The sequence below is a fragment of the Burkholderia sp. Bp9016 genome, from assembly GCF_003857765.1.
In the GTDB taxonomy this organism is placed as follows: Bacteria; Pseudomonadota; Gammaproteobacteria; order Burkholderiales; family Burkholderiaceae; genus Burkholderia.
Genome location: NZ_QTPY01000037.1, coordinates 15305 through 30736, shown reverse-complemented (window position 1 = coordinate 30736; position 15432 = coordinate 15305). Strand labels below are relative to the sequence as shown.

Sequence of the window (15432 nt, the reverse complement as noted above, 5' to 3'; positions counted from 1 at the left end):
GGCGCTTACCACCAGCGATGGAAGTGATGGACGGGCCCGACGCCGTGGCCGACGTCGAGCTGGCCGCTCGCGACGATCGCACCGGTGAGATACGCCTTCGCTTCGCGTACCGCGCTGTCGAGATCGGGCTGCTGCGGCAGCAGCGCCGCGATCGCCGACGACAGCGTGCAGCCCGTGCCGTGTGTGTTGCTGACGGGCACGCGTGTGCCGTCGAGCCGCACGTCATGTGCCGCATCGACGAGCCAGTCGGGGCTTGCAGTTGCATCGGGCAGGTGACCGCCTTTCATCAGCACGGCGCGCGCGCCGGTCTTCAGCAGCGCGTGGCCTTGCCGGACCATGTCGTCTTCGGTCGTCGCTGGCGCATCGCCGAGCAGCGCTGCCGCTTCGGGCAGGTTCGGCGTGACGACGGTGGCGAGTGGCAGCAGGACGTCGCGCAACGCGTCGACTGCCTCGGACGCGAGCAGCGCATGCGAACTTTTCGAGATCATCACCGTGTCGAGCACGACGAAGCGCGGTGCATAACGCCGCAGCGCGTCGGCGACCGCGTGCACGATCGCCGCGTTCGCGAGCATGCCGATCTTGACCGCGTCGATGCGGATGTCGTCGAACACGGCGTCGAGTTGCGCGGTGACGAACGACGCGTCCGGCGTGTGGACACCGGTCACGCCGCGCGTGTTCTGCGCGGTCAGCGCGGTGATCACGCTCGCGCCGTACGCGCCTAGCGCGGAAAACGTCTTCAGGTCGGCCTGGATGCCTGCGCCGCCGCCCGAGTCGGAGCCGGCGATCGTCAGGACGTTGGGTATCGGGTGCGTCATGATGGCAAGGCGCCGGTTCGGAGACCGGCGCCGACGGACGGAAACGGGAAGTGTAGCGTCAGTGCCGCGATTCGCCGATCAGCGCGACCGAATCGAACTGACGCTGGTTCGCCTGGTGGCGGCGCATCACGAGCCACATCGTCAGGCACACGAATGTGCCGAACAGCACGATCACGACGCCGACCGGCACGTCGAGCCAGACCAGTACCGCGTACAGGCACAGCATCACGAGCACCGACAGGTTCTCGTTGAAGTTCTGGACCGCGATCGAGTGGCCGGCCGATAGCAGCACGTGGCCTCGATGCTGCAGCAGCGCATTCATCGGAACCACGAAATAGCCGGACAGTGCGCCGACGGCGATCAGGAACAGGTACGCGACGATCAGGTACACCGGCAGTCGCAGGTGGCCGAGGTGCAGTGCCCAGTGCGACGGGAACAGGTTGCGCGTATAGAACGCCATCAGCATGACGGCGATACCCATGATGATGCCCACGGGCAGCACGGTGAGCGACTTCTTCAGCGGGATGCGCGCGGCGGCCGCGATCGCGCCGCCCGCGACGCCGACCGCCACCACGGCCTGCAGGATCGCGCCTTCGGACAGCGACATGTTGAGCGAAACTTCGGCCCACTTCAGCACGATGAACTGCAGCGTCGCGCCCGCGCCCCAGAACAGCGTCGTGACGGCGAGCGAGATCTGGCCGAGCTTGTCGCGCCAGAGCACCATGAAACAGTCGGCGAAATCGGTGAGGAGCTTGACCGGGCCGCGCTCCTGCTTCGGGTAGCGCGCGCCGGTGTCGGGAATCCGCAGGTTGAAGATCGCGGCGATCACGTAGATCGCCATGATGATCACCATTGCCGCTTCGGCGGGCGTGCCGATCCAGGCGGGGGTGTGCGCGATCACGTGCGACGCGATGTGCGGGCTGATCAGCGCACCGCCGAGCACGGTGCCGAGAATGATCGAACTGACGGTCGTGCCTTCGATCCAGCCGTTCGCGGCGACGAGCCGGTCGGCCGGCAGCAGTTCGGTCAGAATGCCGTATTTCGCGGGCGAGTAGGCCGCGGCGCCGAATCCGACGATGCCGTACGCGATCAGCGGGTGGGCGCCGAACAACATGATCATGCAGCCGACCACCTTGATCGTGTTGGTGATGAACATCACGCGGCCCTTCGGGCGGGAATCGGCGAACGCACCGACATACGCCGCCAGCACCACATAGGACAACACGAAGAACAGCTTGAGCAGCGGTGTCATCCAGTTGGGAGCGTGTAAGTCTTTCAGCAGGGCGATGGCGGCGATGAGGAGCGCATTGTCGGCCAACGACGAGAAAAACTGCGCGGCCATGATGGTGTAAAAACCTTTTTTCATCTGATGCGATGCTTTCGTCGCTGCGGCAGGGCCGCGTAGGCCGCCTGGTATGCGATCGGCTTATTCCGTTCGAAATGGGTTGTGCGCACGGCTTTATAACACGAAAATACGACAATTCGGACTAGCAAGATTCCCCGATCGTTCCGCAAATTGTCGGCTTCGGTGCTCAAAAGGCGCGGTAAGCTGATGATTCGCAAGCGTCTTTACGTAAAATTCCCATGCCGCGCCCGATCTCCGCCACCATCCATACCGCCGCCCTCGCGAACAATCTCTCCGTCGTCCGCCGATTTGCCGGCCCGTCCAAGGTCTGGGCGGTCGTCAAGGCCAACGCGTACGGCCACGGTCTCGCACGTGCGTTTCCCGGCCTGCGCGGCACCGACGGCTTCGGCCTGCTCGACCTCGACGAGGCCGTGAAGCTGCGCGAGCTCGGCTGGGCCGGCCCGATTCTGCTGCTCGAAGGGTTCTTCCGCTCGACCGACATCGACGTGATCGACCGCTACAGCCTGACGACGACCGTCCATAACGACGAGCAGATGCGGATGCTGGAGACGGCACGGCTGTCGAAGCCCGTCAACGTCCAGCTCAAGATGAACAGCGGGATGAACCGGCTCGGCTACGCGCCGGAGAAATACCGTGCCGCGTGGGAACGTGCCCGTGCGTGCCCCGGCATCGGCCAGATCACGTTGATGACCCATTTTTCGGATGCCGACAACGAGCGCGGCGTCGCCGAGCAGCTCGCGACGTTCGAGCGCGGCGCGCAAAGCATTGCCGGTGCGCGCAGCCTCGCGAATTCGGCTGCCGTGCTGTGGCACCCGGATACGCATTTCGACTGGGTGCGTCCGGGGATCATGCTGTACGGCGCATCGCCGTCGGGGCTGTCGGCCGATATCGCCGATACCGGGCTGAAGCCCACGATGACGCTGGCGTCCGAGCTGATCGCGGTGCAGACGATCGCGAAGGGCCAGGCGATCGGCTATGGCTCGACGTTCTCCGCGCAAGCGCAAATGCGCATCGGCGTCGTCGCGTGCGGCTATGCGGACGGCTATCCGCGCGTCGCGCCCGAGGGCACGCCCGTGATCGTCGACGGCATCCGCACGCGGATCGTCGGCCGCGTGTCGATGGACATGATCACCGTCGACCTGACGCCGTGCCCGCAGGCCGGCGTCGGTGCGCGGGTCGAGCTGTGGGGCAACGCGCTGCCGATCGACGACGTCGCGCGCCATTGCGGGACCATCGGCTATGAACTGATGTGCGCGGTCGCCGCCCGCGTACCGGTGCGCGCGGAATAAGGGCGTCGCGCGTGGCCAAACAGAAAACCGTCTACGTCTGCAGCGAGTGCGGCGGACAAACGCCGAAGTGGCAGGGGCAATGCCCGTCGTGCCAGGCCTGGAACACCCTCGTCGAATCGGTTGCCGAATCGCCGGCGGCCCATCGCTTCCAGTCGCTCGCGAAGCGGGCGCCCGTGCAGCGTCTGGTCGACATCGAGGCGGCCGACGTGCCGCGCTTCTCGACGGGGATCGGCGAATTCGACCGCGTGCTCGGCGGCGGGCTGGTGCCGGGCGGCGTCGTGCTGATCGGCGGCGATCCGGGCATCGGCAAGTCGACACTGCTGCTGCAGTCGCTCGCGGACATCGCGAGCGAGCGGCGAGCACTCTATATCAGTGGCGAGGAATCGGCCGCGCAGATCGCGTTGCGCGCACAACGGCTCGCGCTGCTCGACGGCGGCGCGCCGGTGGCCGAGTTGCAGCTGCTCGCGGAGATCCAGCTCGAGAAGATCCAGGCGGCGATCGACGCCGAGCGGCCGGACGTGGCCGTCATCGACTCGATCCAGACCGTTTATTCGGAGGCGCTGACGTCGGCGCCCGGTTCGGTCGCGCAGGTGCGCGAATGCGCGGCGCAGCTCACGCGCATCGCGAAGCAGTCCGGCACCGCGATCATCATGGTCGGGCACGTGACGAAGGAGGGCAACCTTGCCGGCCCGCGCGTGCTCGAGCACATCGTCGACACGGTGCTGTACTTCGAAGGCGATACCCATTCGTCGTTCCGGCTCGTGCGCGCGTTCAAGAACCGCTTCGGTGCGGTCAACGAACTCGGCGTGTTTGCGATGACCGAGCGCGGGCTGCGCGGTGTCGCGAACCCGTCCGCGCTGTTCCTGTCGCAGCACGAGCAGGTCGTGCCGGGTTCGTGCGTGCTCGTCACGCAGGAAGGCACGCGCCCGCTGCTCGTCGAAATCCAGGCGCTCGTCGATACGGCGCACGTGCCGAACCCGCGCCGGCTCGCGGTCGGTCTCGAGCAGAACCGGCTCGCGATGCTGCTCGCGGTGCTGCACCGACACGCCGGCATCGCGTGCTTCGACCAGGACGTGTTTCTGAACGCGGTGGGCGGCGTGAAGATCACCGAGCCGGCCGCCGACCTGGCGGTGCTGCTCGCGATCCATTCGTCGATGCGCAACAAGGCGCTGCCGAAGGGGCTGATCGTGTTCGGCGAGGTGGGGCTGGCGGGTGAGATCCGGCCGTCCCCGCGCGGGCAGGAGCGGCTGCGGGAAGCCGCGAAGCTTGGATTCACGGCTGCGCTGATCCCTAAGGCGAACGCACCGAAGCAGCCGATCGAAGGACTGAACGTGATGGCCGTCGAGCGGCTCGAGCAGGCGATCGACCGCGTACGCGATCTCGAATGACCGCGCCTGGCCGGCGCCATCGCATGCCGGCACGCGGTGATCTGTCGCGTAATTCAATGTAAAGAATATGTAGGCTTCTGTAACCCGCCGGACATTGCTTTTCCCTATCCTTTGCCGGATTGTCGAACCGCGCAATGCGAAGGGAACCTATGTTGAAACAGTATGGGGAAGCGCCGAGCGGACGCCTTTACAACCTGCGCGGCTGCCGCGTGTCGGAGCCGATCGTCCACCCGTGGGGCGGCGGATGCCGGATCGTCGAATGGATCGATGACGAAGGGCGCCTCGCACGCCGCGTCGTCTCCGAGGACGTGACGGAAGCGGAAGTCGCCGCGGCGATTCGCCGCCCGACCGAAGGGCGGCGTTACTTGATGGGCGACGACGAGCAGATGCCGCGCGATACGTTACCGCGGCGTTGAGCGGGCGGCGTGGCGAAGCGCCGACCAGGCGGCCGGGCCAGGGTGCCCGGCTTTGTCGTTTACGGGCCTGGAGCAGGCTCGTCGCTCGCTGAAATGCCGCGTGCGCGGTGCTGCCGGTGGCGGGTCCGTCGGATGGCCGTCGGGCTGTGTCCGGCCTCAGCCGATCTGCTCGAGTTCTTCCTGTAACGCGAGCCAGTCTGCCTCGACGGTTTCGAGCCGCGTGTTGACTTCCCCGAGCGTGCGGATCACTTCGGTCAGTTCGGTCTTGCGCGCGGCCTCATAGCTCGCCGGATCGGCGACGAACGCGTCGAGGCGCGCCTTCTCCGCGTGCAGCGTTTCCATTTCTTTCTCGAGCTTCGTGATGCGGTTCTGCAGCGGTTTCTTCAGTTGCGACAGCCGCTGGCGCTCTTCGGCCGCCTGACGTTTCTGATCCTTGCGGTTGACGCCCGGATCCGCGCCCGCCGCCGCCGCACTATCGGCCTTGGCGGCCGCGCGCTGTTCGGCCGCGTGCTGCAGCAGCCAGTCGCGGTAGTCGTCGAGGTCGCCGTCGAACGGTTGCAGCCGGTGTTTCGCGACGAGCATGAACTGGTCGGTCGTCGCGCGCAGCAGATGGCGGTCGTGCGACACGAGGATCAGCGTGCCTTCGAACTGCGCGAGCGCCATCGTCAACGCGTGACGCGTTTCGAGGTCGAGGTGGTTCGTCGGTTCGTCGAGCAGCAGCAGGTTCGGCTTCTGCCAGATGATCAGCGCCAGCGCGAGCCGCGCCTTCTCGCCGCCGGAGAACGGGCCGACGGGGCTCGTCGCCATGTCGCCCGAGAAATTGAAGCCGCCGAGGAAGTCGCGCAGTTCCTGTTCGCGCGTGTCCGGCGCAAGCCGCGCCAGGTGCGCGAGCGGCGAATCGTCTTCGCGCAGCGTTTCGAGCTGGTGCTGCGCGAAATAGCCGATCGTCAGTCCCTTGCCGTCGCGCACGTGGCCCGACAGCGGCGCGAGCGTGCCGGCCAGCGTCTTGATCAGCGTCGACTTGCCCTGGCCGTTCGCGCCGAGCAGCCCGATGCGCTGGCCGTTCTGGATCGACAGTGCCACGCGTTCGACGATCGGGATTTCCGCGCCGTCGTCGGCATGGTAGCCGCAGCGGACATCTTCCATCACCATCATCGGGTTCGGCGCGGCATCGGGCGTGCGGAATTCGAACGTGAACGGCGACGCGATGTGCGCGGGCGCGATCAACTCCATTTTTTCGAGCGCCTTCATCCGGCTTTGCGCCTGCTTGGCCTTGGTCGCCTTGGCCTTGAAGCGGTCGACGAAGCTTTGCAGGTGTTCGATCGTCTTTTGCTGCTTTTCGTATGCGCTTTGCTGCAGCGCCAGCTGTTGCGCGCGCAGCACTTCGAACTGCGAGTAGTTGCCGCCGTAGCGCTTCACCTGGCGATTTTCCAGGTGCAGCGTGACGTTGCAGATCGAATCGAGGAATTCACGGTCGTGCGAGATCACGACGAGCGTGCCGGCATAACGGTGCAGCCAGTCTTCGAGCCAGACGATCGCGTCGAGGTCCAGGTGGTTGGTCGGTTCGTCGAGCAGCAGCAGGTCGGAGCGGCACATCAGCGCTTGCGCAAGGTTCAGGCGCATGCGCCAGCCGCCCGAGAAGCTGGCCACGGATTCGCGCGTTTGCGCGAGGGTGAAGCCGAGGCCGAGCAGCAGTGCTTCGGCACGCGCGGGCGCGGTATAGCCGTCGGCGTCGGCGAAAGCCGCGTGGGCGTCGGCTTCGGCTGCGCCGTCATGCGCGGCCGATGCGGCGGCGATGCGCGCTTCGATCTCGCGCAGCGCGGTGTCGCCGTCGAGCGTGTAGTCGAGCGCGGAGCGGTCGACGGCGGGCGTTTCCTGCGACACGTGGGCGATTCGCCACGACGGTGGCATCGAGAAATCGCCGGCGTCGGAATGCAGCTCGCCGCGCAGGACCGAGAACAGCGTCGATTTGCCGGCGCCGTTCGCGCCGATCAGGCCGGCTTTCTCGCCGGGATTGAGGACGAACGAGGCCGACTCGAACAGCGGCTTGGTGCCGCGCGCAAGGCTGAACTGATTGAAACGGATCACGGCGTGAATGACTGGCCAAAACCGCTATTCTAGACTGCGCGCGACTCGCCCCGGGCATCGGCCGCTCGGCGGATGCCGCAACGGCGCGATTTCGCCTAGACTCCACGTCGATCCGGTTTCGTAAAAGGAGTACCCGATGTCCACCCTGTATTCGTTCAGCGCAGAGACGCTTGCCGGCCAGCCGGCCTCGCTCGATGCGTACCGCGGCAAGGTGCTGCTGATCGTCAACACCGCGAGCGAGTGCGGTTTCACGCCGCAGTACGCGGGGCTGCAGAAGCTGTACGACCAGTACGCGGCCCGCGGTTTCTTCGTGCTCGGTTTTCCGTGCAACCAGTTCGGCAAGCAGGAGCCGGGTGACGCCGCGCAGATCGGCACGTTCTGCGAGCGCAACTACGGCGTCACGTTTCCGATGTTCGCAAAGATCGACGTGAAGGGCGATCACGCGCATCCGCTGTATCGCTATCTGACCGGCGAAGCGCCTGGCATCCTGGGCCTGAAGGCGATCAAGTGGAATTTCACGAAATTCCTGGTCGATCGCGACGGGCGCATCGTCAAACGCTACGCGCCGTCGACGAAGCCCGAGGAAATCGCCGCGGATATCGACAAGCTGCTGTAACCGCATGAAGCGGCGGGCGGGCCGAACGGGCTGCGTGCCGCCGCGGGGCGAGCAGGGCAGGGAACGCGCGGGAGCGCGCCGTCGTGATTGTCGCCAGCGGCGGCGTTCGTGCGTTCGTTACAGGATCGGCGCGAACAGGCGCGCGACGTGCATCGCGATGCGCCGCCAAGCGGGCGATGTCCGATACTCGCTCGCATCGACCTCGTAGGCCTGCGCGAAGTCGACGTCGAGCATTGCCTCGACCTCGTCGGCGAAGGTGCGATCCACGGTCAGCACCATGATCTCGAAATTGAGCCGGAACGAGCGATTGTCGAGGTTCGCACTGCCGATTGCGGCCGCCACGCGGTCGATCAGCACCACTTTCTGGTGCAGGAAGCCCGGCCGGTAGCGGAACACCTTCACGCCGGCATCGACGAGATCGCGCGCGTAGAGCTTCGACGCCTCGAACACGACGTAATGGTCGCGCCGGCTCGGGATCAGGATGCGTACGTCGACGCCGCGCATGACCGCGAGCTTCAGCGCGGCGATCACCGCTTCGTCGGGCACGAGGTACGGCGTCGTGATCCAGACCCGTTCACGCGCCGCGTTGATCGCCTCGACGAAGAACAGCGACCCGGTTTCCTGCTTGTCGGCGGGCCCCATCGGCACCACGAGGCAATGCATCGCGTCGTCGGGCAGTGCCGCCGGCGGTGCGGCGAGCGGCGGCAGCGTCTGTGTCGCCCAGTGCCAGTCTTCGGCGAACACGTACTGAATGCTGGTGACCACCGGGCCGCGTATCTCGATGTGAGTGTCGCGCCATGGCGACAGGCGCCGGTTCGCGCCGAGATATTCGACGCCGACGTTGTGCCCGCCGACGAACGCGCGGTTGCCGTCGACGACGACGATCTTACGATGGTTGCGGAAGTTGAGCTGGAAGCGGTTGACGAACTTGCGGTGGGTCGCGAACGGATGGACCTCGACACCGCCGCGGCGCAGCGTGTCGACGTAGCTGTGCGGCAGGTCGAAGCTGCCGATACTGTCGTACAGCAGGTAGCAGCGCACGCTGGCCGCGGCGCGGGCGAGCAGTGCATCGCGCAACATCTGGCCGAGCGCGTCGTCGCGCACGATGAAGAACTGGACCACCACGTAGTCGCGCGCCTCGTCGATCGCCGACAGGATCGCGGAGAACGTTGCATCGCCGTTGACGAGCGTGCGCACCGCATTGCCGCCGACGAACGGCATGCCGCCGAGCCGCGTGAGCGCGAGCACGGCGGCACGGCCGATCGCATCGGCGGCCGGCCCGTCTGCCGCGTCGGCCTCGAGCCACGGCGTGCGCGGTGTGTGCGTGCGCAACGCTTCCATCTCGTGGCGTCGTGCGTCGACGTAGCCGGAGAACTTGCTGCGGCCGAGGAACAGGTAAGGGATGAGTGTCAGGTACGGCATCGCCGCGAGCGACACGGCCCACGCGATCGCGCCCTGCGACGTGCGGGTGTTCATGATCGCGTGACATGCCGCGATGATCCCGAGCGCGTGGATGGCCAGGATCAGGGTGCCGAGGTGTAGCCAGTCGAGGGTCATAGGCGCGTGACGGACTCCTGAAGTCGTGCGGCGCGGCGGCCGCTTACGCGCATCTTACCGAACCGTGCGATGCAGTGGTATGTCGTACCGCACGGTTCGGTCCCGGGGTGCCGTCAGGCCTTGCGCGGCAGGTCCGACGCCTGGATCAGGAACACGCTGTCGTCGCCGGCGCTGGTGGGCAGCCACGTGAGATCGAGACCACCGAACGCGGCGTCGACGTTCTCGCGTTCGTTGCCGATCTCGACGACGAGCACGCCGTCGTCGTGCAGCCACTTGTGCGCTTCGGCGATGATCCGTCGCACGATGTCCATCCCGTCGTCGCCGCCGGCGAGCGCCATCTCCGGCTCGTGCCGGTACTCGGGCGGCAGTGCCGCCATCGACGTTGCGTTCACGTACGGCGGGTTCGTCAGGATCACGTCGTAGCGCGTATCGGGTTCGGCGCGGAACGCGGGCAGCGGCGCGTACAGGTCGCCGCGATGCAGCGCGATGCGATCGTCGAGGCCGTAGTCGCGTACGTTGATTGCCGCGACTTCGAGGGCCTTGTCGGACAGGTCGACCGCGTCGATCTCGGCGTTCGGGAACGCGCTGGCCGCGAGGATCGCGAGACAGCCCGAGCCGGTGCACAGCTCGAGCACCGCGCCGACCTGCTCCGGATCGGCGACGTACGGCTGCAGCCCGTCGTCGAGGAGTTCGCCGATGAACGAGCGCGGCACGATCACGCGCTCGTCGACGTAGAAGCGATGGCCGTGCATCCACGCTTCGTGCGTGAGATACGCGGCCGGCACGCGCTCCGTCGCGCGTCGCTCGATCACCGCGAGCACCGCGGCGATTTCGTCGGGCAGCAGGCGCGCATCGAGGAACGGCTCGAGCGTGTCGAGCGGCAGGTCGAGCGTATGCAGCACGAGGTAGGCGGCTTCGTCGTACGCATTGTCCGAGCCATGGCCGAACGAGAGCTTCGCCTTCGAGAAGCGCGTGACTGCGTAGCGCAGCAGGTCGCGAACGGTTGCAAAAGGTGTCGTCATGCGAGGCTCCATCAGGCGATCAGTTGTTCGAGCACGCGGCGGTACACGTTCTTCAGCGGATCGACGAAACGCAAGTCGATGTGCTCGTCGATCTTGTGGATACTGCCGTTCGGCGGGCCGAACTCGATCACCTGCGGGCAGATGCGCGCGATGAAGCGTCCGTCGGACGTGCCGCCCGTCGTCGACAGTTCGGTCGTGATACCCGTCTCGGCGCGGATCGCGTTCTCCAGCGCGTTCGACAGTTCGCCGCGCGGCGTGAGGAACGGCAGGCCGCTTACCGACCACTTCAGCGTGTATTCGAGGCCGTGCTTGTCGAGGATCGCATGCACACGTGCCTGCAGGCCCTCGACGGTACTTGCCGTCGAAAAGCGGAAGTTGAACATCAGGTCGGCGTGGCCGGGGATCACGTTGGTCGCGCCGGTGCCTGCGTGCAGGTTCGACACCTGCCACGTGGTCGGCGGGAAGTATTCGTTGCCTTCGTCCCACTGTTCGGCAGCGAGCTCGGCGAGCGCCGGCGCAAGCAGGTGGATCGGGTTCTTCGCGAGATGCGGGTACGCGATGTGGCCTTGCACGCCCTTGACGATCAGTTCGCCCGACATCGAGCCGCGGCGGCCGTTCTTGACGACGTCGCCGAGTTCGGCGGTCGACGTCGGCTCGCCGACGATGCAGTAGTCGAGGCGTTCGCCGCGCGCTTCCAGCAGCTCGACGACCTTCACGGTGCCGTCGGTAGCCGGGCCTTCCTCGTCGCTCGTGATCAGGAATGCGATCGCGCCGCGGTGGCCGGGGTGAGCCGCGACGAATTCCTCCGACGCGACGACGAATGCGGCGAGCGACGTCTTCATGTCGGCCGCGCCGCGGCCGTACAGCTTGCCGTCGCGATGGGCCGGGATGAACGGCGGCGAGGTCCACTGTTCGAGCGGGCCGGTCGGCACGACGTCGGTGTGGCCCGCGAACGCGAGCAGCTTGCCGTCGCGACCGTCGGCGCCGCGCTTGACGGCCCACAGGTTGGTCACGCCATGCGACGCGATGGTTTCGCATTCGAAGCCGAGGGCGGCGAGGCGCTCGGTCATGATCTGCTGGCAATGCTGGTCGTCGGGCGTGACGGATGCGCGGGCGATCAGCTGTTCGGTAAGGGCTAGGGTGGCGGACATGGTTCGGACCACTTTGGATAAAAAATGCCGGCGCGGTGGCCGGCAGCGATGAGACGTCGGGCTGCGCCCGCGGGCGCAGCGTGCGCGGCCCTAGGCGGCAAACAGCGCCGCGTACTGATCTGCCACGAAGCCGAGCGATTTCACGCGGCCGTTGACGACGAGCACGGGGCGCTTGATGACCGACGGCTTGTGGATCATCAGCGCGACCGCGCCGGACTTCGTTTCCGCGGCCGCCTTCATGGCGTCGTCCAGGCCGCGCCACGTGGTACCGCGCTTGTTCACGAGCGCGTCGAGCGACACGTCCTTCAGCCAGTCCTCGACGAGCGGTGCGCTGACGCCGAGCTTCTTGAAGTCGTGGAACTCGAATTCGACGCCGTGATCGTCGAGCCACACGCGGGCCTTCTTCACGGTGTCGCAGTTCGGAATGCCGTAGACGACCACGGTACGCGGCTTGGCCATCAGTCGCCTCGCAGCAGCTCGTTCAGGCCGACCTTCGCGCGGGTCTTCGCGTCGACCTTCTTCACGATCACCGCGCAGTACAGGCTGTGCGAGCCGTCCTTCGACGGCAGGTTGCCGGCGACCACGACCGAGCCGGCCGGGATGCGGCCGTAGGTGACTTCGCCCGTTTCGCGATCGTAGATCTTCGTGCTCTGGCCGAGGTACACGCCCATCGAGATCACCGAATTCTCTTCGACGATCACGCCTTCGACGACTTCCGAGCGCGCGCCGATGAAGCAGTTGTCTTCGATGATGACGGGGTTCGCCTGCAGCGGCTCGAGCACGCCGCCGATGCCGACGCCGCCCGACAGGTGCACGTTCTTGCCGATCTGGGCGCACGAACCGACCGTTGCCCACGTATCGACCATCGTGCCTTCGTCGACGTATGCGCCGATGTTCGTGTACGACGGCATCAGCACGACGTTCTTCGCGATGAACGAGCCGCGGCGCGCAATGGCCGGCGGCACGACGCGGAAGCCGCCCGCGGCGAAGTCTTCGGCCGTGTAGTTCGCGAACTTCGACGGCACCTTGTCGTAGAACTGCGAGTAGCCGCCGGCGGGCATGGGTGCGTTGTCCTCCAGGCGGAACGACAGCAGCACGGCCTTCTTCAGCCACTGGTGCACGGTCCAGTTGCCGTCGATTTTCTCGGCGACGCGCAGCGCGCCTTTGTCGAGCTGCTCGATCGCGTGAGCGACGGCTTCGCGGACTTCGGCAGGCGCGGCCTTCGGCGACAGCTCGGCGCGGTTTTCCCAGGCGGTATCGATGATTTGCTGAAGTTGTTGCGACATGTTCGTTTTCGCAGGAGATGAATGGAATTGATCGGTATGGACGTCTTACTGCGCGAGAGCCCGGCAGAAATCGACGATGCGTTGCGCGCCCTCGACGCATTCGGGGGTGCCCGCGACGAGCGCGATCCGGATGAAATCGCGGCCCGGATTCGTGCCGTGCGCATCACGCGCCAGGTACGAGCCGGGCAGAACCGTCACATTATAGTCGGCGTACAGGCGGCGGGCGAACTCGGTATCCGACAGGCCGGTGCGCGCGACGTTGGCCCACAGGTAGAACGCGGCGTCGGGCAGCTTCACGTCGATCACGTCGGCCAGCATCGGCGTGACGGTATTGAACTTCTGCACGTACAGCGCGCGGTTCTCGCGCACGTGCGCCTCGTCGTTCCACGCGGCGATGCTCGCATGCTGCCAGACCGGTGACAGCGCGGCGCCGTGATAAGTGCGGTACAGCAGGAATTTCTTCAGCAGCGCGGCATCGCCGGCGACGAAGCCCGAGCGCATGCCCGGCACGTTCGAGCGCTTCGACAGGCTCGACAGCATCACCAGGCGCTCGAAACCGCGGCCGAGGCGGTGCGCGGCCTCGAGGCCGCCGAGCGGCGGCGCCGCTTCGTCGAAATAGATTTCCGAATAGCACTCGTCGGACGCGATCACGAAGCCGTGACGGTCGGACAGCGCGAACAGCTCGCGCCAGTCGTCGAGCGTCAGCACGGCGCCCGTCGGGTTGCCCGGCGAGCACACGTACAGCAACTGCGTGCGCGCCCAGACTTCGTCGGGTACGGCCGCGTAGTCGCACGCGAAGTTGCGCGCCGGGTCGCTGTTCGCGAAATAGGGTTCGGCACCGGCCAACAGCGCCGCGCCTTCGTAAATTTGATAGAAAGGATTCGGACAGAGTACGATCGCCTTCTTGCCGTCCTCGGTCGGGCGTGCGTCGATGACCGTCTGTGCGAGCGAGAACAGCGCCTCGCGCGACCCGGACACCGGCAGCACCTGCGTCGCCGGATCGATCGGCGGCAGCCCGTAGCGGCGTTCGAGCCAGTGCGCGATCGACGTGCGCAGCGCGTCCGAGCCGGCGGTGGCCGGGTACGACGCGAGGCCGTCGAGGGCCGCGACCACGGCGTCGCGGATCAGCGCCGGGGTCGGGTGCTTGGGCTCGCCGATGCCGAAGCTGATCGGTTTCAGGCTGGCGGACGGCATACCGGCACCGGGCGTCACGTCCTTGAACAGGGCGCGCAGCTTTTCGAAGGGATAGGGCTGGAGCGAGTCGAGTCGAGGGTTCACGGGCGAAGCGGCCATCGCGGCCTGGTTGGAACGAAAGGGGGCGGCCCAGGGGCCGCGCGGCTGCGAACGGGCGCCGACGGCGCGCGGTTCGCAGCGAGCGATTATAGCGTGACGCAATGCGGTCACGGCCCGCCGGAACGGCGGCCGGGCCGGTCGAATAAAGGGTATCGAACCAAATGAACAACCCGGTACGCGGCAGCCTGCCGACGCTGGCCATCCTGATCGGCGCCTCGGTATGGGGCCTGATCTGGTATCCGCTGCGGATCCTCGCGTCGCTCGGCCTCACCGGCACGCTCGCGAGCGCGCTGACGAGCGCCGTCGCGTTCCTGTTCGTGATCGTCGTGCGCCACCGCACGATTTCGACGCTGCGCTGGCACTGGGTGGTGCCGGGCATCGCGATCACGGCCGGCGTGACGAACCTCGGCTTCGTGTGGGGCACGATCCACGGCGAAGTGTTGCGCGTGATGCTGCTGTTCTACCTGACCCCGGCGTGGACTGCGATCTATGCGCATTTCCTGTTGCGCGAACGGCTGACGTGGGCGGGCGCGGGGCTGGCGGCGCTGTCGATCGGCGGCGCGATGCTGATGCTGTGGTCGCCGAAGCTCGGCGTGCCGCTGCCGGCCAACCCGGCCGAGTGGGCGGGGCTCGCGGCCGGACTGAGTTTCGCGATGAGCAACGTGCTCGTGATCAAGACGAGCCGCGAACTGCCGGAGATGCGCGCGGAAATGCGCACGGCGACGCTGTTCGGCGGCGCGGCGGTGTTCGGCGCGATCGCGTCGCTGTTCGAGGGGTTGCCGGCCGCGCCGGCGGGCAACCAGTTCGGCACCGCGGCGCTGATCATCGTCGCGATCGGCGTGACGATCGCGGTGAACAACCTGCTCGTGCAATACGGGCTCGCGCGGGTACCGGCGAACCGCGCGTCGATCATCATGCTGTTCGAGATCGTGATCACCGCGCTGTCGGCGTGGGTGTTCGCGAACGAACTGCCGACCGCGCGCGAGTGGGCGGGTGGCGCGTGCATCGTGCTCGCGACGCTGCTGTCGAGCCGGGTCCATCGTGCCACGCCGGCGCCGGGCAAACCCGGCGACGGGCGGGACGGCGCACGCGCGATGGTATGATGGAAGCCGTTTGCGGGGCCTAACGCTGGATGCGCGCGGCCC

Annotated in this window: 14 protein-coding genes; 5 read left to right on the top strand and 9 right to left on the bottom strand. The window is 66.8% G+C overall.

Going from position 1 to position 15432, the window contains the following annotated elements; genetic code table 11:
- Nucleotides 1–5: 5 nt before the first annotated feature.
- Nucleotides 6–815 carry a bifunctional hydroxymethylpyrimidine kinase/phosphomethylpyrimidine kinase gene (gene thiD / locus DIE13_RS29940; RefSeq protein ID WP_124830635.1) on the bottom strand — a complete coding sequence of 270 codons (810 nt, stop codon included), beginning with the start codon at nt 813–815 and terminating at the stop codon, nt 6–8.
- 58 nt (nt 816–873) lie between these two features.
- Nucleotides 874–2181: a lysophospholipid transporter LplT gene (gene lplT / locus DIE13_RS29935; RefSeq protein WP_124830634.1), complete on the bottom strand. Its 1308-nt coding sequence runs from the start codon at nt 2179–2181 to the stop codon at nt 874–876.
- A gap of 218 nt (nt 2182–2399) precedes the next feature.
- Between lplT and alr the strand changes: the two genes are divergently transcribed.
- From alr to DIE13_RS29920, 3 genes are all read left to right on the top strand, one after another.
- The gene (alr, locus tag DIE13_RS29930) at nt 2400–3470 is read left to right on the top strand and encodes an alanine racemase (protein WP_124830633.1); all 1071 of its coding nucleotides are present in this window, start codon (nt 2400–2402) and stop codon (nt 3468–3470) included.
- An 11-nt stretch (nt 3471–3481) separates the two neighbouring features.
- Entirely contained in the window at nt 3482–4858 is a 1377-nt protein-coding gene (gene radA / locus DIE13_RS29925; protein WP_124830632.1) for a DNA repair protein RadA, read from the top strand.
- Between the two features lie 149 nt (nt 4859–5007).
- Nucleotides 5008–5274: a DUF2866 domain-containing protein gene (locus tag DIE13_RS29920; RefSeq protein WP_124830631.1), complete on the top strand. Its 267-nt coding sequence runs from the start codon at nt 5008–5010 to the stop codon at nt 5272–5274.
- Nucleotides 5275–5430: 156 nt separating this feature from the next.
- On the opposite strand, the gene DIE13_RS29915 is transcribed toward DIE13_RS29920, so the two are convergent.
- A complete protein-coding gene (locus tag DIE13_RS29915) occupies nt 5431–7362 on the bottom strand; it encodes an ATP-binding cassette domain-containing protein (RefSeq protein WP_124830630.1) in 1932 nt (643 codons plus the stop codon).
- 136 nt (nt 7363–7498) lie between these two features.
- On the opposite strand from DIE13_RS29915, the gene DIE13_RS29910 reads away from it, so the two are divergent.
- Nucleotides 7499–7978 carry a glutathione peroxidase gene (locus tag DIE13_RS29910; protein ID WP_124830629.1) on the top strand — a complete coding sequence of 160 codons (480 nt, stop codon included), beginning with the start codon at nt 7499–7501 and terminating at the stop codon, nt 7976–7978.
- Between the two features lie 117 nt (nt 7979–8095).
- On the opposite strand, the gene cls is transcribed toward DIE13_RS29910, so the two are convergent.
- The 6 genes from cls to dapC form a co-directional block, all read right to left on the bottom strand.
- On the bottom strand, nt 8096–9535 hold the full coding sequence (gene cls / locus DIE13_RS29905) for a cardiolipin synthase (protein WP_124830628.1): 1440 nt from the start codon (nt 9533–9535) through the stop codon (nt 8096–8098).
- Nucleotides 9536–9648: 113 nt separating this feature from the next.
- A complete protein-coding gene (prmB, locus tag DIE13_RS29900; RefSeq protein WP_124830627.1) occupies nt 9649–10557 on the bottom strand; it encodes a 50S ribosomal protein L3 N(5)-glutamine methyltransferase in 909 nt (302 codons plus the stop codon).
- Nucleotides 10558–10568: 11 nt separating this feature from the next.
- Nucleotides 10569–11708 carry a succinyl-diaminopimelate desuccinylase gene (dapE, locus tag DIE13_RS29895; RefSeq protein ID WP_124830626.1) on the bottom strand — a complete coding sequence of 380 codons (1140 nt, stop codon included), beginning with the start codon at nt 11706–11708 and terminating at the stop codon, nt 10569–10571.
- A gap of 90 nt (nt 11709–11798) precedes the next feature.
- Nucleotides 11799–12167: an ArsC family reductase gene (locus tag DIE13_RS29890; protein WP_044847939.1), complete on the bottom strand. Its 369-nt coding sequence runs from the start codon at nt 12165–12167 to the stop codon at nt 11799–11801.
- Entirely contained in the window at nt 12167–12994 is an 828-nt protein-coding gene (gene dapD / locus DIE13_RS29885; RefSeq protein ID WP_124830625.1) for a 2,3,4,5-tetrahydropyridine-2,6-dicarboxylate N-succinyltransferase, read from the bottom strand. The genes DIE13_RS29890 and dapD overlap by 1 nt, the downstream gene beginning before the upstream one ends.
- Nucleotides 12995–13039: 45 nt before the next feature.
- On the bottom strand, nt 13040–14287 hold the full coding sequence (dapC, locus tag DIE13_RS29880; protein WP_124830624.1) for a succinyldiaminopimelate transaminase: 1248 nt from the start codon (nt 14285–14287) through the stop codon (nt 13040–13042).
- 161 nt (nt 14288–14448) lie between these two features.
- Between dapC and DIE13_RS29875 the strand changes: the two genes are divergently transcribed.
- Nucleotides 14449–15390 (top strand): DMT family transporter, encoded by a 942-nt coding sequence (locus DIE13_RS29875; protein WP_124830623.1) that lies wholly within the window; start codon nt 14449–14451, stop codon nt 15388–15390.
- The last annotated feature ends 42 nt before the right edge of the window (nt 15391–15432 follow it).

Bases quoted from the DNA above. Each gene is read 5' to 3' on its own strand.
- DIE13_RS29920 (WP_124830631.1), top strand. From the start codon at position 5,008: ATGTTGAAACAGTATGGGGAAGCGCCGAGCGGACGCCTTTACAACCTG.
- lplT (WP_124830634.1), bottom strand. From the start codon at position 2,181: ATGAAAAAAGGTTTTTACACCATCATGGCCGCGCAGTTTTTCTCGTCG.
- DIE13_RS29910 (WP_124830629.1), top strand. From the start codon at position 7,499: ATGTCCACCCTGTATTCGTTCAGCGCAGAGACGCTTGCCGGCCAGCCG.
- cls (WP_124830628.1), bottom strand. From the start codon at position 9,535: ATGACCCTCGACTGGCTACACCTCGGCACCCTGATCCTGGCCATCCAC.
- dapC (WP_124830624.1), bottom strand. From the start codon at position 14,287: ATGGCCGCTTCGCCCGTGAACCCTCGACTCGACTCGCTCCAGCCCTAT.
- alr (WP_124830633.1), top strand. From the start codon at position 2,400: ATGCCGCGCCCGATCTCCGCCACCATCCATACCGCCGCCCTCGCGAAC.
- thiD (WP_124830635.1), bottom strand. From the start codon at position 815: ATGACGCACCCGATACCCAACGTCCTGACGATCGCCGGCTCCGACTCG.
- dapD (WP_124830625.1), bottom strand. From the start codon at position 12,994: ATGTCGCAACAACTTCAGCAAATCATCGATACCGCCTGGGAAAACCGC.
- DIE13_RS29890 (WP_044847939.1), bottom strand. From the start codon at position 12,167: ATGGCCAAGCCGCGTACCGTGGTCGTCTACGGCATTCCGAACTGCGAC.
- DIE13_RS29875 (WP_124830623.1), top strand. From the start codon at position 14,449: ATGAACAACCCGGTACGCGGCAGCCTGCCGACGCTGGCCATCCTGATC.
- dapE (WP_124830626.1), bottom strand. From the start codon at position 11,708: ATGTCCGCCACCCTAGCCCTTACCGAACAGCTGATCGCCCGCGCATCC.
- prmB (WP_124830627.1), bottom strand. From the start codon at position 10,557: ATGACGACACCTTTTGCAACCGTTCGCGACCTGCTGCGCTACGCAGTC.